Below are 20,144 nucleotides of genomic sequence, written 5' to 3' on the forward strand. Positions count from 1 at the left end.
CTCGCGGGAATGGGGGTGAAAGTCAGGTTCGGAAGGTGAGGGAACGGCGCTGCAGCAGCACGGCCACCACGATGATCAGCCCCTTGGCGATCAACTGGTCACTGGTGTTGAGCCCGTTGAGAATGAACAGATTCGTGATCACCGTGAAGATCAGCAGGCCCAGGATGGAGCCGATGATCGAGCCCCGTCCCCCGGTCAGCAGCGTGCCGCCGATGATCACTGCGGCGATCGCGTCCAGCTCGTACAGATCCCCGTGCGTGGACGACCCCGTCGTGGTCCGCGCCATGATCAGGACCGCCGCGATCCCGCAGCAGAGCCCCGACAGCGCGTACAGCCACATCGTGTGCCGGCGCACGTCGATCCCGGCCAGCCGCGCCGCCTCGGGATTGCCGCCGACGGCGTAGGTCCGGCGGCCGAACGTGGTGCGGTTCAGCAGCACCCATCCGGCCACCACCACCAGCGCGAACACGTACACCAGCAGCGGCAGCCCCAGCACCCGGGTGGTCGACAGCGCCACGATCGCCTCGTTGCCCTGCTGCACCAGCTGCGTGCGGCGGTCCGACATCCGCTGCGCCAGCCCCCGGGCGGCCACCAGCATCGCCAGCGTCGCGATGAACGGCACCATCCGCCCGTAGGCGACCAGCAGGCCGTTGACCAGCCCCGCGCCGGCGCCGACCAGCACCGCACACACGATCATGACCAGCGGCCCGTAGGCCTGGGTGGCCAGCGTGGTCGCCCACACCGACGCCAGCGCCATCACCGCGCCCACCGACAGGTCGATCCCGCCACCGATGATCACGAAGGTGGCGCCCACCGTGATCACGCCGATCGTGGCCGCCAGCGCCAGGATGCTGACCATGTTGGAGGCGCTGGCGAAGGTGTCGGGCACGGTGACCAGCCCGACCACCGCCAGCAGCACCAGCGCCGCCACCAGCCCCAGATGCGGGACCTCGGCCAGCCGGGCCAGCGGGCCGGGTGATGAGACCGGCCTGTGGCCGGCCGCCTCGACCCGGCCGTGCTCGCCGGCAGGGGGTTTCACGGCGTCCACCGGGGTCGCCGGAGCCCGGTCTTGCGGAGCGGTCACAGCGCACTCCCTTCCATGATCATGTCAATTACTCGATGTTCGTCCAGGTCACGGGCGTCTCCCTGGTGGATGACCGTCCCCTCGCGGATGACCAGGACCCGGTCGGCCAGCCCCAGCACCTCGGGCACCTCGCTGGAGACCAGCACCACCCCGATGCCCTCGTCGGCCAGCCTGCGGATCACGGCGTACAGTTCCGCGCGGGCGCCCACGTCGACGCCCCGGGTGGGCTCGTCCAGCAGCAGGAGGTTGCGGCCGTTGAGCAGCCAGCGCGCCAGCACGGCCTTCTGCTGGTTACCGCCCGACAGCGTCCGGACCGGCCGGTCCGGATCACCCGGCCGGATGTCCAGCCGCTCGACGAGGGAACGCGCGTCCTCGGCCTCGCGCCTCCGGTCGAGCCAGCCGAACCGGGAGTATCTGCCGAGGCTGGCCAGGGAGATGTTGCGGGTCACGCTCTGGTCCAGCAGCAACGCCTGCGCCTTGCGCTCCTCGGGGGCCAGCCCCATGCCCAGCTTCACGGTCTGGGCCGTGCCGCCGCGCCGTACCGGCCGCCCTTCCAGCAGGACGGTCCCGAGGGACCGGCGCGCGCCGTAGATCGCCTCGATGATCTCCGAACGGCCCGAACCGACCAGCCCGGCCAGCCCCACGATCTCTCCCGCCCGCACCTGGAAGGACACGTCGGCGAACACGCCCGGGACGGTGAGCCCCTCGACGCGCAGCACCTCCTCGCCCGTCGCGGGCTCCGCACGGCGGGGCGGGAAGACGTGTTCGACGCTGCGGCCGGTCATCAGGGAGACCACCTCGGAGGTCGGGGTGTCGTGGGCCGGCAGGCCCACCGCCACCGTGCGGCCGTCCTTGAGCACCGTCACCCGGTCACCGATCTGCCGGATCTCCTCCAGCCGGTGCGAGATGTAGATCACCGCCACCCCCTGGGCGGTCAGCTCCCGGATGATCCGGAACAGGTTGTCCACCTCGTCGTGGGCCAGCGCCGCCGACGGCTCGTCCATGATGATCAACCGGGTGTCGTGCGACAGCGCCCGCGCCATGCTGACCACCTGCTTGGCCGCCGGCGACAGCCGCCCCACCTCCGTGTTCGGCCGGATCTCGGCATGCCCCAGCCGCTCCAGCAGCGCGCGCGCCGCCCGCGCCGCCTGCCCCTGGTGGACGAACCCCAGCCGGGACGGCTCATGGCCCAGGAAGATGTTCTCGGCCACGCTCAGCCCGTCGACCAGGTCCAGCTCCTGGTAGATCGTGGAGATGCCGGACCGGATCGCGGTGATCGGGCTGCTCAGCCGCACCTGCTCACCGCCCAGGGTGATGGTGCCCTCGTCCGGCTGGTGCGCCCCCGCGAGGACCTTGATCAGGGTCGACTTGCCCGCGCCGTTCTGGCCGAGCAGGCAGTGCACCTCCCCGGAACGGACATCGAGATCGACGCCGTCCAGGGCACGCACGCCGGGAAACTGCTTGACGATTCCCTTCATCAGCAACAGGGGACTGCCTTCGGACATGAGGCCTCGCTGGTTGGTCAGGGTGCCGAAAAAACATGGTCGCTGCCGAGCCGTGCCGCACCGACCACGCCGGCGTCGTCGCCGAGTTCCGACAGCACGATGGGCAGGTTGCCCGTCGCCAGGGGCAGCGACCGGCGGTAGACGACGCTTCTGATCTCCGCGAGCAGGAGATGGCCCAGCCGGGCCACACCCCCCGCGACGATCACAAGGCCGGGGTTGAAGAAGCTGACGAGGCCGGCCAGGACCAGGCCGACCCGGTGCCCGCCGTCGCGGATGAGCCGTACCGCCTCGGCGTCGCCGAGCGCGGCCGCCGCGGCGACGTCCTCGCCGGTGAGCGCGCCGGTCGCCCGGAGCCGTTCACCGAGGTACGGCGAGCGCCCGGCGACGGCCATGGCCTGCCTGGACAGAGCGGTCCCGCCGAAGTAGGCCTCAAGGCAGCCGACGTTGCCGCAGGCGCAGGTGGGGCCCGCGTCGTCGACGCGGATGTGGCCGATGTCGCCCGCGCTGCCGGAGACCCCCCGGTAGATCTTGCCGTCCACCACGATCCCGCAGCCGATCCCAGTACCGATCTTGACGAGCAGGAAGTCGTCCACCCGCCTGGCCAGCCCCGCGTGGAGCTCACCAAGAGCCATGACGTTGACGTCGTTGTCGACCACCGAAGGACAGCCGAGCTCCTGCCCGAGCGTCTCCTTCACGGGGTAGCGGTCCCAGCCGGGCATGATCGGCGGTGCGACCGGCACCCCCTCGCGGAAGCTGACAGGGCCGGGAAGACCGATCCCCACCCCGTGGAGCTGCGTGAACAGTCCCTGGCCGCGCAGCTTGGCGAGCATCTCCGTGACCTGGTCCAGCACGGCCACGGGTCCGTCGCGGACGTCGCACGGCTCGCTGGCGCGGCCGAGGATCTCCAGCTCGCCGTCGGTGACGGCCACGTCGACCGAGGTGGCGCCGACGTCGACGCCGGCGAAGCGCATGGTCTCGGCCAGCCGCACCAGACCCGACCTGCGCCCGCCGCGCGAGGCCGCCAGACCCGCCTGCTCGGCCAGGCGCAGCTCGATCAGCCGGTCGAGTTCGAGGGTGAGCTTGGAGCGTGACAGCTTGACGACGTCGCCGAGCTCGGCACGCGACCGCGCTCCCTCCCGCAGCAGCCGCAGGAGCGCGGCCTGATGGGGAGTCTCCGGCCGAGCGGAAATGCGCTTCACAACGCCTCCGTATTCGGAGTTGGTTGTGCAGAAGCTAACCCCCTTCTGCTCGTCTTGTGAAGACCTTTTAGCCAACAGTTCGCCGACTTTTGCAGATTTGCGCAAAAGTCGGCGAACTCGACCGGTTGGTCCAGGCAGTGGATCAGCTCACCCGGGTGAGCTGATCCACTGCTGATTGGTGCCGCCGTTGCCGCCCCACTGCAGCACCTTGGCGCCGTCGAGGGTGGACTGCCCCTCGACGTCGGCGACCTTGGAGCTGTGCGCGGCGGTCAGGGTGCAGACGGCGCCTCCCACCGGGCCACCCGTACCGCCGCCGCCGACGCCCGGCCCGTTCAGGGTGAGGGAGTCGAGGTCGAACTGGTTGGCGGTCGGGTGCTTGAACACCAGGAACAGCGGGTGGCTGCCGGACAGCGCCGTCACAGGTGTGGCGGCCAGCTGCTGGTAGGTGTCCCAGCCACCGGTGTTCGGCACGGCCGTGGTGGAGAGCAGCTGGCCGGTCGGCGAGTCGGCGCGCAGCTCGATGGTGCCGCCCCCGGCGGGCGAGGAGACGCGGTAGGCCACCGAGGTGATCCCCTGGACGCTCATCGGCGAGAAGGAGATCCAGTCGTTGTTGGAGATGTCACCCACGCGCTTGCCGTTCTCCGCGCCGGCCTGATCGACCACCCGGACGCCGGAGGAGCCGGTGAAGTACTCCGCCTGCTTCTTCCGGGGCTGCAGGATGATGTCCGTACTCGCGGACAGGCCTCCCTCGGTGATCGGCACCGTCGCCGAACCGGTCTTGCCCGACGGGTCGGTGATCGTCAGCTTGGCGGGTAGAGCGATGAGGGTGCGGCGCATGAAATCTCCTGGGGGTGAGAAGGGCATGCGGAGCGAGCCGGCCGGTCCCGCATGGCTCCCGGCAACCAGAAAGGGCGCCCTCACCTGTGAGGACGCCCTTTCCCGCGGTCAGACGGTCAGAGCATGGCCTTCATGGAGGCGGTGGCCTGCTGGCCGAGCGTGGTGGGGGTCAGGTAGGGCTGCTCGGCCATGATGGCCTGCCAGTTGTCCCGGATGTCCTCCACGGTGTGATCGTCCTGCCGCCAGCCCGGCCCCTCGGCCACGAACACCCGGGCGATCCGGCCGGCCCCGACGCTGAAGACCTCCCCGCTGGCCTCGCAGGCCTCGTGCGCCAGGAACGTCACCAGCGTGCTGACCCGCTCCGCGGTGAACTTGGCCTCGAACTCCGCCGGCAGCAGCGCCTCGGTCATCCGGGTCCAGGCGATCGGCGCGATCGCGTTGGCCTTGATCCCGGCCCTGGCGCCCTCGATGCCGAGCGTCTTGGTCAGGCCGACCAGTCCCATCTTCGCCGTCGAGTAGTTGGCCTGGCCGAAGTTGCCGAACAGCCCGGCGGGCGAGGAGGTGTTGACGATGCGGCCGTAGCCCTGCTCCTTGAGGTAGGGGAAGGCGGCGTGGCTCACCAGGAAGGAGCCCCGCACGTGGACGGCGAGAACCTGGTCGAACTCCTCGACGCTCATCTTGCCGAAGGACTTGTCGCGCAGGATGCCGGCGTTGTTGACGACGACGTCCAGCCGCCCGAAGGCGTCGATCGCGGTCCGCACGATCGCCTTGGCGCCCTCCGGCGTCGCGACGTTGTCGGTGTTGGCGACCGCCTCGCCGCCGTTCTTGTTGATCAGCTCGACCACGTCGGCGGCCGGGCCGGTGGAGGCGCCCGTGCCGTCCAGCGCCCCGCCCAGGTCGTTGACGACCACCTTGGCGCCGCGCTCGGCCAGCGACAACGCGTGTGAGCGGCCGAGACCATGCCCGGCACCGGTGATGACCGCGACCCTGCCGTCAAACCGCAGCTCTGACATCCGCACTCTCCCACGAGAACATAGTTCTATTTTTCTTGAACAATAGCCCGCCGCCTCCCGAAGGACCATCGACGGAGACGACAGGCTGTCGAATCGTCGCGGATAGTGATCGAGCGTATGGATTTCTGCTAAAGTTTCGGCCCCGAACAGGGCGAGGGTCAACGACGACACTCCTCCCAGCACGGCCCCGCCCCAAGCCCCGGGCTGGAGGCAAAGCATGCCCTCATCTCCGCCCCTCCGAGTGATCCAATGGGCGACCGGCGCCGTTGGCCGATACTCCCTGCGCGCGCTGATCACCCGGTCCGATTTCGATCTCGTCGGAGTGCTCGTCTACGACCCGGACAAGGTCGGCAAGGACGCCGGCTCGCTCGTCGGGCTCCCCGAGACGGGCGTCGTCTGCACCGACGACGTCGAGGCGATCCTCGCCATGGAGGCCGACTGCGTGCTGCACATGCCGCTGCCGGCGTCCTACTTCGGCGGCGACCATCCGAGCGACGTCGAGACGATCTGCGCCCTGCTCGGCTCGGGCAAGAACGTCGTCACCACCACCGGGTTCGTGTATCCCCAGTGCTACGGCCCCGGCGTGGTGGAACGCCTGGAGTCCGCCTGCCGGGCGGGGGGCGCCTCACTGCACGGCACCGGCATCAACCCCGGCTTCATGAGCGACATACTCCCCCTCGCCCTGACCGGGCTGTCCAGCCGGATCGACCACGTCTACGTCCGCGAGTCCTCCGACTTCCGGGGGCACCCGTCCCGCCAGATCGTGGTCGACCTGTTCGGCTTCACCCTCTCGGCCAAGGACTACGCCGGCGCGGTGCGCCCGTTCCGTGCCTTCCAGCGCTCGCTGTTCGCCGAGAGCGTCCAGTTCGTGGCCGGAGCACTCGACGTGACCCTCGACCAGGTCGAGGAGAGCGACGAGTTCGAGCTCGCCTCCGAGGAGTTCGAGATCGCCGCGGGGGTGGTCGGCGTCGACACCGTGTGCGCGTCCCGCTGGACGTTCACCGGCCTCGTCCGCGGCCGGCCGTTCATGACCGTGGAGTGCGTCTACAAAGCCGACGCCACCAAGGTCCGTCGCTGGCCGGACCCCGGCTTCACCATCCACATCGAGGGCGTCCCCCAGATGACGCTCACCGTCGATGAGATGTCCCACGGTCTCGCCGGTGCCGCGAACCACGCCGTCAACTCGGTGGCCGCTCTCTGCGCCGCCCCGCCGGGCGTCCGCACCCTCCTCGACCTCCCCCTCGCCACCGGCCGCGGCACCGTCCGCCTCGCCTGACCGGCGGCCAGCCTCCCGGGTCAGGCGGGCCGGCAGGTGGCACGCATCGCGGAGAGCGCCACCGGCTTGGCCGGGCGGGGGCCGGAGCTCTCCCGCCCCTTGGCGGACGAGGAGTTGATGAAGTTGACGAAGAAGTCGCCGGACTCGGTGTCGAACGTGCCCAGCATCACCCACCGGCCCCGGTGGGCCGCCTGGTCGATCGCGCTGTAGCCGAGCTTCGACTCGTACTCCTGGGTCGCGCTGGTCACGTAGAAGACAGCGGTGCCGGCCGCCCTGGGGTCGTCGGGGACGTAGAGCTCCAGGGCACAGCTACTGCCCGGGCCTGGCAGGACGTACCAGGATGCGGTCTCATTCCATTTCTCGCTGCCGGACAGCGTGGTGGAGAGGGCGCTCTGGTCGCAACCGTCCCGGTTCCAGCCTCCTCGGATGGGTTTCCACCCCTCGCCCCCGCCCGGGTTCGCCCAGAATTTGTGCACCGCGTCACCGGAGCAGCCCGGTCCTGTCACCCAGACCTCCCCCCGGCCCACCGGACTGCGCACCGGAGCGGGCGTCGGGGTCCCGGCCACCGGTTCCGGTGTGATCATGTCCTCGGTTCCCGGCGTCGGGGACATGTCAGATGCGCCGGTGGTCCCCCGGCCTGCCAACCCGTACACGGACCAGGCGGCGATACCGGACACGGCCAGTACGCCGAAGACGGAGACCAGTACGCGGCGCCCCGTAAAACGCCGGGCCCGCCGCGAGGGAGCGGTGGGGCTCTCCGCTCCGGTGAGCATGCGCAGCAGCGCCTCGGCCGATGGCCGGGCGGCCGGGTCCTTGTCCAGCGCGGCCGCGACCACCTCACGCAGCGCGGGCTCCAGGCCGTCGAGCCGCGGTTCGTCGTACAACGCCCGGTGGAGCAGGGCGGCGACGGTTTCCCCCTCGAAGGGCGGCCGCCCCGTCGCGGCGAAGACCAGCAGACATCCCCATGAGTACACGTCACAGAGAGGTGTCACCGGCTCACCGCGCAACAGCTCGGGGGCCAGGTAGTGAGGGGTGCCCACGACACCGCCCGTCTCGGTCAGCTCGTCGAGGTCGCCAAGGATGCGGGCGATGCCGAAATCGATGACCAGGGGGCCGGCGGAGGAGAGCAGCACGTTGGCCGGCTTGAGATCACGGTGCACGATGCCGGCCGCGTGAATGGCCGCGAGTGCCGTCGCCACGTTGACCGCGAGTGTCTCCAGACTGGAACCGTCGAGCGGCCCTTCCGCACTCACCGCCGCTCCCAGGGTGGGTCCGGGGACATACTCGGTGACGACGTACGGCTCGTCCCCGTCGAGACAGGCGTCCAGGACCGCCGCGGTACAGAAACGCCTCACGCTGCGAGCCGCCTCGACCTCCCGGCGGAAGCGGCGGCGAAACTCCTCCCGATGGGCGAGCCCCCGATTGATCACCTTGATCGCGACGTGACGGCCTTCGGCGTCCTCTCCGAGATAGACGGTGCCCATGCCCCCACCGCCGAGACGGCTGAGCACCTTGTAAGGACCGACCCGTTCGGGATCACCGGAAGCGAGGACCACGGTTGTTGGACGCTCGAACGATCTCGCGGGTTTCGCCGCGGGACATCATTCCGGGTGAGGAGAGAGCGACAGCCCGCCACCCGGTCCCCTCGGGAGGCGCTCCCCGCCGGATCAGGGGTGGGGGGCGAAGCGGCCGAAGCGGCCCTGGTGGTAGAGGAGAGGGCGGCTGCCGGGTTCGAGGTTGGTCTCGGTGACGAGGCCGACGACGAGAATGTGGTCGCCTATGCCGACGGTGGAGTGGGGGGCGCAGATCAGCTGGGCGGACACGCCGCCCAGGAGGGGCACGCCCAGGGGACCGGGGCGCCAGGAGGTGGGGGCGGCGAAGCGGTCGACGCCCTTGCGGGCGAAGCGGGCGGCCAGCTCGGACTGGTCACTCGACAGGACGTTCACCGCGAAGTGGTCGGCCTGGCGGAGCCAGGGCCAGGTGGTCGAGGACTGGTCGACATAGAAGGAGACCAGCGGGGGCGCGAGACTGACCGAGGAGAACGAGGTGGCCGTCAGGCCGACCGGGACCCCGTCGGTCTGGGCTGTGATCACGACCACGCCGGCGGCGTGGACGGCCAGCGCCTGCCGGAACCGCTCGGCGTCGACCGCCCGGCCGTGCAGGGTCTCGGTCATGACTCTCCGCCCGGTGACTCGCTCCGCCCGATCACTTTTCCTCCTCAGCGGCATGAAACACGCTTATGGTCGGCAACCCATTCATAACCCCATCTCTTCCCGACATCACGCCGGAGCCCCTTCCCTGAGTGCCGCGGCGACCTGAGGACCGACCCGGTCGGCCCAGCGGCCGAGGACGGTTTCGAGGTCGTGGAGCTCCGATTCCAGGACGGCCAGGCCCGGCGTGGGGACCGTCGCGCCCAGCTCGACCAGGAGCGGCCGGAAGTGGACCTCCACCGCCAGGGCGTGTCGCGCGTCCCCCATCACCAGCAGCGGCAGCGCGACGGTCGAGGCCAGCGCACCGCCCCGCACCCGGTCGAGGAAGGCCTTGAGCAGGCCGGTGTAGGTGCCCTTGTAGGTCGGGCTCGCCACCACCAGCACGCTCGCCTGGGTGACCAGCTCCAGGGCGGCCTCCACGGCGGACGACGTCTCCGGTGCCAGCAGCACGGGCGCGAGGGCGGCCAGGTCGACGACCTCGGACGGCTCCTCGCGGCCGATCCGCGTGGCGATGGCCTGTGTGGCCTGGACGGCCACCTCGTATGTGCGCGACCCGGCTCGCGGGTTGCCCACCACTGTCACGATGCTCATGAGGTCACGGCGCCTTCTGCTCGGAACGGGATTCATCGTTCTGACGCGATGTGCGGTCTCCGTCCTCGGCACGGAGCAGCGACCACACCTCACGGCGATACTCGGCGAAGCGCGCACCGGCCCGCAGGTCGCCCTCACGGGAGTCGAACGCGACGTCGACGATCCCCTTGATCCGGCCGGGCCGGGGCGTCACGACTGCGATCCGCCGGCCGAGATAGACGGCCTCGTCGATGTCACGGGTGACGAACACGATGGTCTTGCCGGTCTCCTGCCAGATCCGCAGCAGCTCCTCCTGGAGCGGCTCACGGGTCCGCCGGTCCAGCGCGGCGAACGGATCGTCCATCAGCAGCACATCCGGACCGGCGGCGAGGCTCCGGGCCAAGGCCGCGCGCCGGCGCGTGCCGCCGGAGAGTTCGCGCAGCCCCACCAGCTCCAGATAGGACCTGGCCCGCTCCTTCCTCTTCCTCCTCGGTACGGCTTCCGCCCCCGGCCCGGAACCGGCGCCGGGCAGCGCCGTACGCCGGGGGGACGGCGTGTCCTGCTGGAAGACGATCCCCAGGCTCGGGCCGGGTCCGTCGACCGGGGCCCCGTCCAGGAGGATCCGGCCACTGGTCGGCTCGGCCAGCCCGGCGAGCAGGCCGAGCAGGGTGGACGTGCCGCAACCGCTCGGCCCGACCAGGGTGAGGAACTCCCCGGTCCGCACGTCGAGGTTGACGTCGTCGAGGGCGGTGAACGGCCGGTCCGCGTCGCGGACGCGGAACCGCTTACCCACCCCCTGGATCTGGATCTTCATCGTGGTGTTCGGACTCTGGGGCGGCGACGTGGGGAGAGGGACAGGTCTGATCTTGATCACGAGAGACGTCCTGAAGAATGGGGAGGGACGGGGTGGGGTCGGTTCGTGATCACGGACACTGGGTGCTGGACACTCGACAGAAGTCGACATGTGCACACCGGGTCAGATAGAGGCCCATATGGGAGAAGTTACGCACCGCTCGGCCCTAAGTCAATATTCCCTACTTGTTTTACATGAAATGATCGGGCAGACACGGACGGACGGCTCTCCGCCATGGAGGTCCCGCTACCCCGCGCTCTGTTCATCGACACCACACCCCCGATTGTGCATCCTGAACCGAATCACATTCCACTGCGGGTGGCGTACGGTCGAACGATGAAGCTGGGACGTGAGATCTCCGACGCCGGACGCTTCGTCCGGCAGCCGAACCGGTTCACCGCGCGCATCGAGGCGGGTGGCGAGCACCCGCCCGAGCCGGGCCGCTATCAGCTCTACGCCTCCTACGCCTGTCCCTGGGCCCACCGCTCGCTCATCGTGCGCGAACTTCTCGGCCTCCAGGACATCGTCGGCGCGACGATCGTGGACCCGATCAGGGACGAGAAGGGCTGGCGCGTCCCGGGGAGCGACCCGGTCACCGGCGTGGAGTACCTCTCGGAGCTCTACCTGGCCACCGACCCCGACTACCAGGGCCGCTACACGGTCCCCTGCGTCTGGGACCGTACGGCCAAGCGCCTGGTCACCAACGACTACCCGCAGATCACGCTCACCCTGGAGACCGCCTTCGCCCCCTGGCACGCCCAGGACGCCCCCGACCTCTACCCCGTCGAGCTGCGCGGAGAGATCGACGCCCTGAACGAGGTGATCTTCGACGGGCTCAACAACGGCGTCTACAAGGCGGGGTTCGCCACCTCCCAGGAGGCCTACGACGAGGCGGTCACCGCGGTCTTCGACACGCTCGATCTGCTGGAGGAACGGCTCGCCACCCACAGCTACCTGCACGGAGACATGCTCACCGAGAGCGACGTCCGGCTCTACCCGACGCTCGCCAGGTTCGACGCGGTCTACCACTCCCACTTCAAGTGCGCGATCAGGCGCCTGACCGACTACCCCGCCCTGTGGGCCTACGCCCGCAGTCTGTACGCCATCCCCGCCTTCCACGACACGACCGACTTCGACCACATCAAGCGGCACTACTTCATGACGCAGACCAACATCAATCCCAGCCGGATCGTGCCGCGGGGCCCGGAGCTCGACTGGACCGCGGGCTGACGGTCCGGACGGCTCCAAGTCCAGAACGTGTTCTCCCACCGCGCCGCCCCTGCGGCGAAGACTCCGCGCCCCCCGGCCCCCGCCACCGCGCCGCCGGTGGCGAAGGTATGGCCGCACGCGGTGCACACCGTGCCGAAGAAGCTGCCCAACGGCCAGAGCTTCCAGCCGGAGTTGTTCCTCGACGACGGGACGCTGCCGGCCAGGACCGGGAAGGGGAACAGCGCCGACCGGCCCGTGCTGTGGTCCTACGACCTCGCGTCCGGCACGGCCAGGAAACTGGTCGACTTCGTCCCGCCGCCCAAGACGGACTACACCTCCCCTACATCGACTACACCACCCTGCACCTGCTCAGCTACGACCTCGGCGGCAAGCAGGTGGTCGTCAACCTCGCCGCCATCGATTGACCCGCCCGTACCGGTAGCCGGATTCTTTCGCTCATGCTCCGCCCCGGTGGAGGGAGTCCAGGACGGCCAGGTCGTCCTCGGAGAGGCGCAGTGCGCCGGCGGCCACGTTCGCCACCAGGTGATCCGGGTTGCCGGCACCGGCGATCGAATAGAACGGCACGAACGCGATGCCCTGCTCACCGCAGGTGCGCAGAAATGCGTCCTGCTCGGGCCGCGCGCCGATGCCGTACTGGTTCTGCACGCAGACCACTGGCGCGATGGCCCGAGCCTCAGCGAGCTGTTCGGGGTGGACGTTGGAGATGCCCAGGTGGCGGATGAGCCCGGCGTCGCGCAGGTGGGCCGGTGCGCCGAAACGCTCGGCGATCGAATCGGTTCCGAGGACGCGCAGGTTCACCACGTCGAGGTGGTCACGGCCGAGCTGACGCAGGTTCTCCTCGGCCTGGCCGCGCAGCTGCTCCGCGGTGGCATGGGGGAGCCACCTACCCGACAGGTCAGAGATCTCGCACAGATGCGGTTCGCCGTCTCACCGATGTGGGAGGCCGGGACCAGCTTCCGGCTGCTGAGATCCGGCTCCGCGCATCCCGTGCACCGGCCCTGGCTCGAGCAGGTACGGCCACGGGTGGCAGCCGCCGGGCTGGACCGGGGCTGGCTCGCCGAGCTGATCCCACCCTCGGGTTACGTTCCCGACTTCCTCAACCCGGCACCCATCGGGCCGGCCCCCACACTGGCGGAGGAGCTGGCCGGGATCCTGGCCGCTCCCGTCGCACGGGTACGCCAGGACCTTGACCGCATGGAGCACGAGCAGGGACGTCTCGGCCCCCGATCGCGGACCCTGTCCCGGAAGACGGCGGGTGCAGGGCTGCTGCTGATTCCCTCGGCTTTCACCGGACCCGGCCCGCTCACCCGGGTGACGCCACCGGAGCCGCCGCAACTGGCCTACCCGGCGCGCGGTGTCGGCTCGCTGCGGGAACCCCGGACCATCACCGGGACCGACGCCATCGCCGCCGTACTCGGCCGCTCGCGGACCCTGCTGCTGACCGAACTGGAGACTCCGGCCTCCACCACCGAGCTGGCCCACCGTACGGGGCTCTCCCCGGCCGGGGTGTCCCAGTACCTCACCGCGCTGCGCGACGCGGGCCTGGTCAGCGCGCACCGAGCCGGCCGCTCGGTGCTCTACGCCCGCACCTCCGTCGCCGAATACCGCCGCCTCAAAGGTGACGCTCCCGACTTCAAGCAGTTCCTTCTCGCCGACCCTGACTGGGACGATGACATCGAGTTCCCACGGAACCGGGACCTTCCCCGAGAGATCGACTTCGACTGGTAGCAGGCGATGAGCCCGGCGATCCTGCGGCTCTCCTCCAGCGGGTCCGGTAGGACCAGGCCAGGTCCGCGTGGCCGTTCACCAACGAGACGATTGAGTCCAAGGGATCGCCTGCGAAAATAGGGCGAGGGCGTTCAAGATCCGTTTGTGACGACAGAACTGAACACCCTCGCAACCGCACTCTATGTCAAGATCGACGACGCGGTGAAGGCATCGCCGGACCTGCTGCCATGGCGGCCGAAAACGGGGATCGCACCCGCCCTCAGCGACGCCGAACTCGTGACACTGGCGGTGATGTCGGCTCTGCTGGGCTTCACCTCCGAGCGGCGCTGGGTGCGCTATGCCCACACCGAACTGAGGGACATGTTTCCTTACCTGCCCGGGCAGTCCGGGTACGGAAAGCGGCTACGCAAAGCGTCCGGCCTGGTCCTGCACATGATCAGGATGCTGGCCGCCGACACCTCGCTGTGGAGCGACGACGTGTGGCTGGTCGACTCCACGCCGGTGGAGTGCGGCCGATCCCGGGAGACGGCCAAGCGCAGCGATCTGGCCGGGTGGGCGCAGTACGGCTACTGCGCGTCCCACTCGCGGTACTTCTGGGGATTGCGGCTGCACCTGTTGTGCACCCTGGGCGGGCTGCCGATGGCGTTCGCGCTCACCGGCGCCAAGGCCGACGAGCGCGAGACCCTGCTCGGGATGCTGGATTCGGCACCCGAGATGGTGGCCGCCCGTCCCGGTCAGACGATCATCGCGGACAAGAACTACTACGGCCGCGCCTTCGAGCAGGCCCTCACCGAGCGTGACCTGAGGCTGCTGCGCCCAGCCCGCAAGGGTGAGCCCGAGCGGGCCGGAGCACGCTTGTTCAAGCCGTTGCGGCAGACCATCGAGTCGATCAACCAGACCTTCAAGGGCCAGCTCGACCTGGAACGACACGGTGCCCGTACTCCTGCTGGCGTCATCATCCGCGTACTGACACGGATCCTGGCACTGACCGCCGCAATCTGGCACAACGACAAGACTGGACAACCGATCAAGCGATCCCTGATCGCCTACGACCACTAACTGTGACCGAAGCCCTTGGACTCAATCATCGAGTATTCGGCCGTCCCCTTGTAACCGCCCTGGCCCCGGTCTGCCGCGCGCTCCTGGGAAGAAGCGCGAAGGCCGGCTCCGAACGGAGGCAGTAGGCCGCATTCACCGCATTCGCGAACCGTTACGACGGCGGAAAAGGCGCGGCCCCTCCCGAACGACCGGAGCAAGCTCAAGGTCTGTCCGGGAGGGGCCCACCTCCCCCTCGCGCGGGCCGTATGGGACGGCGGCACAGGGAAAGCTGCGGGTGTCAGCCCTTGTCGGTGTAGACCTGGCCCCACGACCCCACGTTCAGCTGGAGCAGCTGGCCGCGCTCGCCGTACTCCTCCACCGTTCCCTGACCGGTTCCGGTGGGCAGGCCCTTCTTGGTGTGGACCTGGGCGACGAGCAGGAAGGAGTGCGGAGCCCGCGGGTCGGGGATGATTCCGCTGGACTCCTCGTCCTGGGTCAGGAAGGAGGCGGGGTCGGCGGTGGGGGCGAACTGCGCGGGGTCGAACTGCGCGACCACGCCACGCGCGCCGTCGGCGATCCGGTAGGCCAGGACCCGCGCGACGTGCGCGTTGTTGCCCGGGTCCTCCTGGATGAGCAGGTTGCCCTGCTGGTCGATCGTGATGTTGTCGGGCATGTTCAGGTACGGCGACTCGCTGCCGTCGAGCAGCAGGGTGAGGGTGCCGCCCCGCTCCGGGTGCTCGATGTCGGCGAACCGCAGCCGCCACAGGCCACCGCCGTCACGGGAGACGCCGGGCTCGGCGGGGTTCGGGGTGGTGCCGCCGCCCGAGGTGGTCGTGAAGTAGAAGTCGTTCGGGTGGCGCGGGTCGAAGGCGCCGTCCTCGACCCTGGTGAGGGTGAGGCCCGACTTCGCCGCCTCGGCGTTCTGCTGCTTGCCGTTCACGGCCGAGTCGATCTCGTTGAACCCGACCTTGACGGGCTTGCCCTTGCCGTACGCGGCGCGGAACTGCGCGTCGGTGGCGGCGGCGTGGCCGGCGACGTCGAGCACGTTCAGCGTGCCGTTGGTCAGGCCGGCCTTCTCGACCGCCGAACCCTTGGACTGCTTGCGCCCGGTGTAGATCCACAGCTGGCCGGAGCCGTCGTCCTCCGTCCCCACGACGAGGGTCGTGTCGCTCTTGTTGGCTGCGGCGAGGGTGTTCTCCCAGGAGTGCAGGCCCAGGCGCGGAAGCTGGGTGGCGACGCCGTCGTCGGTGACGCCGAAGACACGGCCCTCGTCGCCGTTCTCCTCGTTGGCGAAGTAGATACGACCGTCGTAGCCGTTACCGGTCGGAGTGCCGCCGAACAGGCCGGCCGGGGCGAGGTAGCCGGAGCAGAACCTGGCGAAGGCCGCGAGGTGCGTGCCGGAAGCCGCTCCCTGCGGCGCCACGGGAGCGTTCGCCCAGGTCCGCTGCGCGTAGTCCCAGTAGCGCACGGAGGTGATGAGATCCGACGCGCTCTTGACCTTCCCCGTCCGAGCGTCGATCTCGAGCTTCGCGACGAAGGAACCCTTCTGGCCATGCGCGCGTACGATCCCCGACGTCGCGCCCAGCTCGTGGTTCATGTACAGCCCGAGGTCCTGGCCGTCGGAGTAGGCGCCCAGGCCGTCAGGGATGCCCACCATCCGTCCGCCGTCCTCGGCGGGCTTGTCACCGACGGTGAACAGAGAGGTGACGCCGACGTTCTTGGCGACGGGCAGGACGTACGGAGCCACCGCGGTCGAGGGGCCGGTCGAAACGGACGGCTGAGGGGCTGCGACGGCGGCCCCCGATGCCGCCAGCGAGGCGATGACAGCCGTCGCGCCCACAACGGTGATGCGCAGTGTAGGAGACTGCACGAGCTTCCTCCGGTTTTCGTGTCTCATGGCCTATTTTGAGGCCGATGTGACTTTAGGGATGCCAGAAACGGCATTCCTGAACTTCCGAGGGTGGGCGGGTGAACACCCTTCGAACACGTGCGTGCGCCGCGCCCGGAGGGCGGGGTGAGCCTCCACGCCGGGACGGCGTCGCGAACCGGCTCCGAAGCACCCCGTGACCATCCCACCGATGGACAGATCTCGTCGCCGTTCCCCCGGACGCCGTCGGCATTTCGCCCACACTACGTCTGCTCGCCATCCGGCCCGCGACGGCAGTTAACGATCGGCCGATTTGATCCAGCGGACACACGCCTCATTGATGACGATTCAACCCTTTGGGGGAAATATGCGGTATCGCCCACTCGCTCTCCTGGCCGCCGCAGTGATCGCGCTGGTCGGCTCGCCCGCGCTCGCCGCGGTTCAGGCCCAGTCCCCCGCCGGCGACCCCGCCGACGCGACCCTGCTGGCCCGTGCCACGCTCCCCGCCTACACGCTGGCCCCCGGCCCGGCCACCGGCGCCTTCAGCGACCCCAACAACGGCATGACCCCGCCCTACCCCAGCCAGGTCGTCATGGGCATCTCCTCCGTGCTCCCCGCCGACAACGGCTCCTACTGGGCCATGCCGGACAACGGGTTCGGCACGAAGGGCAACTCGGTCGACTTCCTGCTGCGGCTGTACCACTTCACGCCGCGCTGGGAGACGGCACGCGGTGGCGCCGGAACCGTCGACGTGGGCCGCTTCATCTCGCTCCGCGACCCGGACCACAAGATTCCCTTCCCGATCGTCAACGACGGCACCGCGGACCGGCTGCTCACCGGCGGCGACTTCGACGTCGAGTCGGCGACCCGGGTGCCCGACGGGTCGATGTGGATCGGCGACGAGTTCGGCCCGTTCCTCCTGCACTTCGACCGCACCGGAAAGCTGCTCCAGGCGCCGGTCGCCCACCCCACGCTCAGGGCCCCGCAGAACCCGAACCCGGCGAACGGCGAGACGCCGACGGTGGCGAGCAGCCGCGGTTACGAGGCCCTCGCCTCCTCCCCCGACGGGCGCTACCTCTACCCCGCGGTGGAAGGGGCGCTGACCGGTGACGACAACCGGTTCCGGCGCTACATCCACGAGTTCGACACCCGCGCGAACCGCTACACCGGCCGCACCTGGCAGTACCGGACTGACGGCGAGGACTACCGCATCGCCGACATGCAGTCCCTCGACGCCAACCGGGCCATCCTGATCGAGCGGGAGGACGACGAGGGCCCGTCCGCCACCTTCAAGCGCGTCTACCTCATCGACCGGCGCCACGTCGACGCAGACGGCTTCCTCGTCAAGACCGAGGTCGCCGACCTGCTGAACCTGCGCAACCCCGCCCTCGTCGGTTCGCACGACCCGGCCGGAGGCTACGGTCTCGGCAACCCCTTCAAATTCCCCCTCCAGTCCGTGGAGGCGCTCCTCCCCCTGCCGGGAAACCGGATCCTCGTCATGCAGGACAACAACTTCCCGGACAGCACCGGTCGCGTTCCCGGCAAGACGGACGCCACCGAGATGATCGTCATCGGCCTCCGCAAGGTCGGGAACGGGAGCGCACAGGACTGACTCCCCGGCCGGGAGTGACCGGCCTCAGCCGTCGCCCACGGCAGCGGGCGGCCGGGACGCCTCCTTCCAGATGACCTGCGGGAGGGCGTGCCCCGGCCGCCCCATCAAGGCGCCCACCGCCTCATCGGCCGCCCCGTCAGGGCGTCCACCGGTTCAGATGGCGAGAACGGTCAGCGCGGCTTCCACGGCGGCGGCCTTGACCTCCTCGAACGGAAGGATGGCGTGCTCCACCACGCAGTCCGACATGCCGCCGAGCGCCACGGTCGCGTGGATCTGCGCGACCGTGGTGGGAGTGGGGCCGAGCAGGAGCGTGGTCAGCCGCTTGCGCCACTCCCACATCCGGTCCATCAGATTGAGCTCGACCAGCACGGCGGGCGTGTGCAGCACCGCCACGATCACCTCCCGGTGCCGCCAGATGAGGTCGAAGTAGTCTTCGAGCAGCCGCCGCACGTCTCCGGGCTCACGCCCGGCCACGAACGCCTCCAGGTCGTCCATGAGCGGCTGGATGATGCTCCTGACCAGGTCGTCCCTCGAATCGAAGTGGTAGTAGAGGGCCGGTTTGGTGATGCCGAGCCGGTCGGAGATCTGCTTCAGGCTGGTGTTCTGCACGCCCTGCTCCAGGAAGAGCTCGCGTGCGACCGCCTGGATGCGTGTCCTGGTGTCCGAGGGCTTCACCATGGGGCCAAGCGTAGCGCTTACCTATCGTTAAGTAACTCCTTGCGTCCCGCCATGAACCATGCTTACCTATCGTTGAGTAAGTAATTTACCTTCCGTTAGGTAAGGAGACGGCACATGCGGATCCTCATCTCCGGCGCCAGCGTCGCCGGCCCCGTCCTGGCCTACTGGCTCAACAGGTACGGCTTCGCCGTCACCGTGGTCGAGCGGGCCCCGGCGCTGCGCAAGGCGGGCGGACACGCGGTCGACCTGTTCCACCCGGCCATGGACATCGTCGACAAGATGGGCCTGATCACACCGGTCCAGGCCAAGAGGACCGGCACCGAGTGGCTCGCGTTCCGCTCGGAGAACAGCGATCACCTGCACGAACTGGAGATCGGCAGGCTGATGAGCGTCGTGTCCGACCGGCACGTCGAGATCATGCGGGACGACCTGGGCGAGATCCTCTACGAAGCCACCCGGCACGACGTGGAATACCTCTTCGGCGACTCCATCGCCGCCATGGCCGAGAGCGCCGACGGCGTCGACGTCACCTTCGAGCAGGGGCCCGCCCGCAGGTTCGACCTGGTGATCGGGGCCGACGGACTGCACTCCAACGTCCGGCGCCTGGTCTTCGGCGAGGAGTCGCGCTTCTCCACCTGGATCGGCGCCTACCTGGCGGTCATGTCGATACCCAACTACCTGGGCCTGCGGGACCGCATGGACGGGATCACGGGCGTGAACAGGATGGTGGGGGTGTACGGCGGGGCGCACATGGACGACGCCCGCGCGGTCTTCATGTTCCGCCCCGCCGCCGAGCTCGGCTACCACCACCGGGACGTCGACCGCCAGAAGGAGCTGCTGCGCCGGCAGTTCGCCGGGATGGGCTGGGAGGTGCCCCGCCTGCTGGGCGAGGAGCTGGACCGCGCCTCGACGTTCTACTTCGACTCCATCACCCAGCTGCGCATGGACACCTGGTCTCGGGGACGGGTGAGCCTGGTCGGCGACGCCGGCTACTGCCCGGGCCCCGCGGTCGGCGGCAGCACCAGCCTGGCCGTCGTGGGCGCCTACGTCCTGGCCGGTGAGCTGGCCGAGGTCCGCGGCGACCACACGCGGGCGTTCCCGGCCTACGAGCGGGAGATCGGCGACTACGTACGGCGCAGCCGTACCTTCGCCGTCGGCGCCGCCAAACGGCTCATCCCCGACACCCGCCTGGGCGTCTGGGGCCTGATCCAGGCGGTGCGGCTGATCAACCATGTCCCCACGCCGATCGCCCGAACCCTGGCCGATTTCGGCGGCAGGGGCCTGCGGCTGCACGACGAGATCACGCTGAAGGACTATCCGCAGGGACCTGTCATGAGGAGCGTCACGACGCCTGACCTCTGACCTTCCGGACCGTTGACGACCGGATGGATCATCGCCCCAAAATGAGTGGACAGCCGGCGCTCCGGCCGGTGGGATGAGACGC

Annotated in this window: 19 protein-coding genes; 7 read left to right on the forward strand and 12 right to left on the reverse strand. The window is 69.5% G+C overall.

What is annotated here, in order from left to right; translation table 11 throughout:
• Nucleotides 1–22: 22 nt before the first annotated feature.
• From FHR32_RS07780 to FHR32_RS07800, 5 genes are all read right to left on the reverse strand, one after another.
• A complete protein-coding gene (locus FHR32_RS07780; protein WP_312882142.1) occupies nt 23–1,084 on the reverse strand; it encodes an ABC transporter permease in 1,062 nt (353 codons plus the stop codon).
• Complete coding sequence (locus FHR32_RS07785) at nt 1,081–2,562, reverse strand: sugar ABC transporter ATP-binding protein (RefSeq protein ID WP_246466035.1); 1,482 nt, start codon at nt 2,560–2,562, stop codon at nt 1,081–1,083. The genes FHR32_RS07780 and FHR32_RS07785 overlap by 4 nt, the downstream gene beginning before the upstream one ends.
• 44 nt (nt 2,563–2,606) lie before the next feature.
• Entirely contained in the window at nt 2,607–3,788 is a 1,182-nt protein-coding gene (locus FHR32_RS07790) for an ROK family transcriptional regulator (RefSeq protein ID WP_312882144.1), read from the reverse strand.
• Nucleotides 3,789–3,935: 147 nt separating this feature from the next.
• Nucleotides 3,936–4,625 carry a carbohydrate-binding protein gene (locus FHR32_RS07795; RefSeq protein WP_221465306.1) on the reverse strand — a complete coding sequence of 230 codons (690 nt, stop codon included), beginning with the start codon at nt 4,623–4,625 and terminating at the stop codon, nt 3,936–3,938.
• Nucleotides 4,626–4,741: 116 nt separating this feature from the next.
• Entirely contained in the window at nt 4,742–5,638 is an 897-nt protein-coding gene (locus FHR32_RS07800) for an SDR family oxidoreductase (protein ID WP_184753679.1), read from the reverse strand.
• A gap of 217 nt (nt 5,639–5,855) precedes the next feature.
• Here FHR32_RS07800 and FHR32_RS07805 point away from each other — a divergent pair, with 217 nt between their 5' ends.
• Nucleotides 5,856–6,914 carry an NAD(P)H-dependent amine dehydrogenase family protein gene (locus FHR32_RS07805; protein ID WP_184753680.1) on the forward strand — a complete coding sequence of 353 codons (1,059 nt, stop codon included), beginning with the start codon at nt 5,856–5,858 and terminating at the stop codon, nt 6,912–6,914.
• A gap of 20 nt (nt 6,915–6,934) precedes the next feature.
• Here FHR32_RS07805 and FHR32_RS07810 read toward each other — a convergent pair whose 3' ends face one another.
• The 4 genes from FHR32_RS07810 to FHR32_RS07825 all read right to left on the reverse strand — a co-directional run bounded on the left by FHR32_RS07810 (nt 6,935) and on the right by FHR32_RS07825 (nt 10,508).
• A complete protein-coding gene (locus FHR32_RS07810; RefSeq protein ID WP_312882145.1) occupies nt 6,935–8,470 on the reverse strand; it encodes a serine/threonine-protein kinase in 1,536 nt (511 codons plus the stop codon).
• A 111-nt stretch (nt 8,471–8,581) separates the two neighbouring features.
• Complete coding sequence (locus FHR32_RS07815) at nt 8,582–9,088, reverse strand: flavin reductase family protein (protein ID WP_184753681.1); 507 nt, start codon at nt 9,086–9,088, stop codon at nt 8,582–8,584.
• Between the two features lie 105 nt (nt 9,089–9,193).
• The gene (locus FHR32_RS07820) at nt 9,194–9,715 is read right to left on the reverse strand and encodes an NADPH-dependent FMN reductase (protein WP_184753682.1); all 522 of its coding nucleotides are present in this window, start codon (nt 9,713–9,715) and stop codon (nt 9,194–9,196) included.
• Between the two features lie 4 nt (nt 9,716–9,719).
• The gene (locus FHR32_RS07825) at nt 9,720–10,508 is read right to left on the reverse strand and encodes an ABC transporter ATP-binding protein (RefSeq protein WP_184753683.1); all 789 of its coding nucleotides are present in this window, start codon (nt 10,506–10,508) and stop codon (nt 9,720–9,722) included.
• A 375-nt stretch (nt 10,509–10,883) separates the two neighbouring features.
• Here FHR32_RS07825 and FHR32_RS07830 point away from each other — a divergent pair, with 375 nt between their 5' ends.
• Nucleotides 10,884–11,777, forward strand: a complete 894-nt coding sequence (locus FHR32_RS07830; protein WP_184753684.1) for a glutathione S-transferase family protein — start codon at nt 10,884–10,886, stop codon at nt 11,775–11,777.
• Nucleotides 11,778–12,016: 239 nt separating this feature from the next.
• Complete coding sequence (locus FHR32_RS07835; protein ID WP_184753685.1) at nt 12,017–12,181, forward strand: hypothetical protein; 165 nt, start codon at nt 12,017–12,019, stop codon at nt 12,179–12,181.
• 31 nt (nt 12,182–12,212) lie between these two features.
• Here the strand turns inward: FHR32_RS07835 and FHR32_RS07840 are convergent, their stop codons facing one another.
• Nucleotides 12,213–12,689: an aldo/keto reductase gene (locus FHR32_RS07840; protein ID WP_312882643.1), complete on the reverse strand. Its 477-nt coding sequence runs from the start codon at nt 12,687–12,689 to the stop codon at nt 12,213–12,215.
• Here FHR32_RS07840 and FHR32_RS07845 point away from each other — a divergent pair.
• Together FHR32_RS07845 and FHR32_RS07850 are read left to right on the forward strand one after the other, a co-directional pair.
• Nucleotides 12,585–13,505, forward strand: coding sequence for an ArsR/SmtB family transcription factor (locus FHR32_RS07845; RefSeq protein WP_312882147.1), 921 nt, complete (start codon nt 12,585–12,587; stop codon nt 13,503–13,505). The genes FHR32_RS07840 and FHR32_RS07845 overlap by 105 nt on opposite strands.
• 144 nt (nt 13,506–13,649) lie before the next feature.
• Complete coding sequence (locus tag FHR32_RS07850; protein ID WP_184752293.1) at nt 13,650–14,564, forward strand: IS982 family transposase; 915 nt, start codon at nt 13,650–13,652, stop codon at nt 14,562–14,564.
• Between the two features lie 277 nt (nt 14,565–14,841).
• On the opposite strand, the gene FHR32_RS07855 is transcribed toward FHR32_RS07850, so the two are convergent.
• The gene (locus FHR32_RS07855) at nt 14,842–16,413 is read right to left on the reverse strand and encodes an alkaline phosphatase PhoX (RefSeq protein WP_184753686.1); all 1,572 of its coding nucleotides are present in this window, start codon (nt 16,411–16,413) and stop codon (nt 14,842–14,844) included.
• A gap of 364 nt (nt 16,414–16,777) precedes the next feature.
• Here FHR32_RS07855 and FHR32_RS07860 point away from each other — a divergent pair, with 364 nt between their 5' ends.
• Complete coding sequence (locus tag FHR32_RS07860; protein WP_184753687.1) at nt 16,778–18,022, forward strand: esterase-like activity of phytase family protein; 1,245 nt, start codon at nt 16,778–16,780, stop codon at nt 18,020–18,022.
• Between the two features lie 153 nt (nt 18,023–18,175).
• Here FHR32_RS07860 and FHR32_RS07865 read toward each other — a convergent pair whose 3' ends face one another.
• Nucleotides 18,176–18,700, reverse strand: a complete 525-nt coding sequence (locus tag FHR32_RS07865; protein WP_184753688.1) for a TetR/AcrR family transcriptional regulator — start codon at nt 18,698–18,700, stop codon at nt 18,176–18,178.
• A gap of 114 nt (nt 18,701–18,814) precedes the next feature.
• Between FHR32_RS07865 and FHR32_RS07870 the strand changes: the two genes are divergently transcribed.
• Entirely contained in the window at nt 18,815–20,062 is a 1,248-nt protein-coding gene (locus FHR32_RS07870; RefSeq protein ID WP_184753689.1) for an FAD-dependent monooxygenase, read from the forward strand.
• The last annotated feature ends 82 nt before the right edge of the window (nt 20,063–20,144 follow it).

This window comes from Streptosporangium album, from assembly GCF_014203795.1.
Lineage (GTDB): Bacteria > Actinomycetota > Actinomycetes > Streptosporangiales > Streptosporangiaceae > Streptosporangium > Streptosporangium album.

Coding starts and splice junctions, on each gene's coding strand:
- FHR32_RS07785 (WP_246466035.1), bottom strand. CDS start 2,562: ATGAAGGGAATCGTCAAGCAGTTTCCCGGCGTGCGTGCCCTGGACGGC.
- FHR32_RS07795 (WP_221465306.1), bottom strand. CDS start 4,625: ATGCGCCGCACCCTCATCGCTCTACCCGCCAAGCTGACGATCACCGAC.
- FHR32_RS07800 (WP_184753679.1), bottom strand. CDS start 5,638: ATGTCAGAGCTGCGGTTTGACGGCAGGGTCGCGGTCATCACCGGTGCC.
- FHR32_RS07805 (WP_184753680.1), top strand. CDS start 5,856: ATGCCCTCATCTCCGCCCCTCCGAGTGATCCAATGGGCGACCGGCGCC.
- FHR32_RS07815 (WP_184753681.1), bottom strand. CDS start 9,088: ATGACCGAGACCCTGCACGGCCGGGCGGTCGACGCCGAGCGGTTCCGG.
- FHR32_RS07820 (WP_184753682.1), bottom strand. CDS start 9,715: ATGAGCATCGTGACAGTGGTGGGCAACCCGCGAGCCGGGTCGCGCACA.
- FHR32_RS07825 (WP_184753683.1), bottom strand. CDS start 10,508: ATGAAGATCCAGATCCAGGGGGTGGGTAAGCGGTTCCGCGTCCGCGAC.
- FHR32_RS07830 (WP_184753684.1), top strand. CDS start 10,884: ATGAAGCTGGGACGTGAGATCTCCGACGCCGGACGCTTCGTCCGGCAG.
- FHR32_RS07860 (WP_184753687.1), top strand. CDS start 16,778: ATGCGGTATCGCCCACTCGCTCTCCTGGCCGCCGCAGTGATCGCGCTG.
- FHR32_RS07865 (WP_184753688.1), bottom strand. CDS start 18,700: ATGGTGAAGCCCTCGGACACCAGGACACGCATCCAGGCGGTCGCACGC.
- FHR32_RS07870 (WP_184753689.1), top strand. CDS start 18,815: ATGCGGATCCTCATCTCCGGCGCCAGCGTCGCCGGCCCCGTCCTGGCC.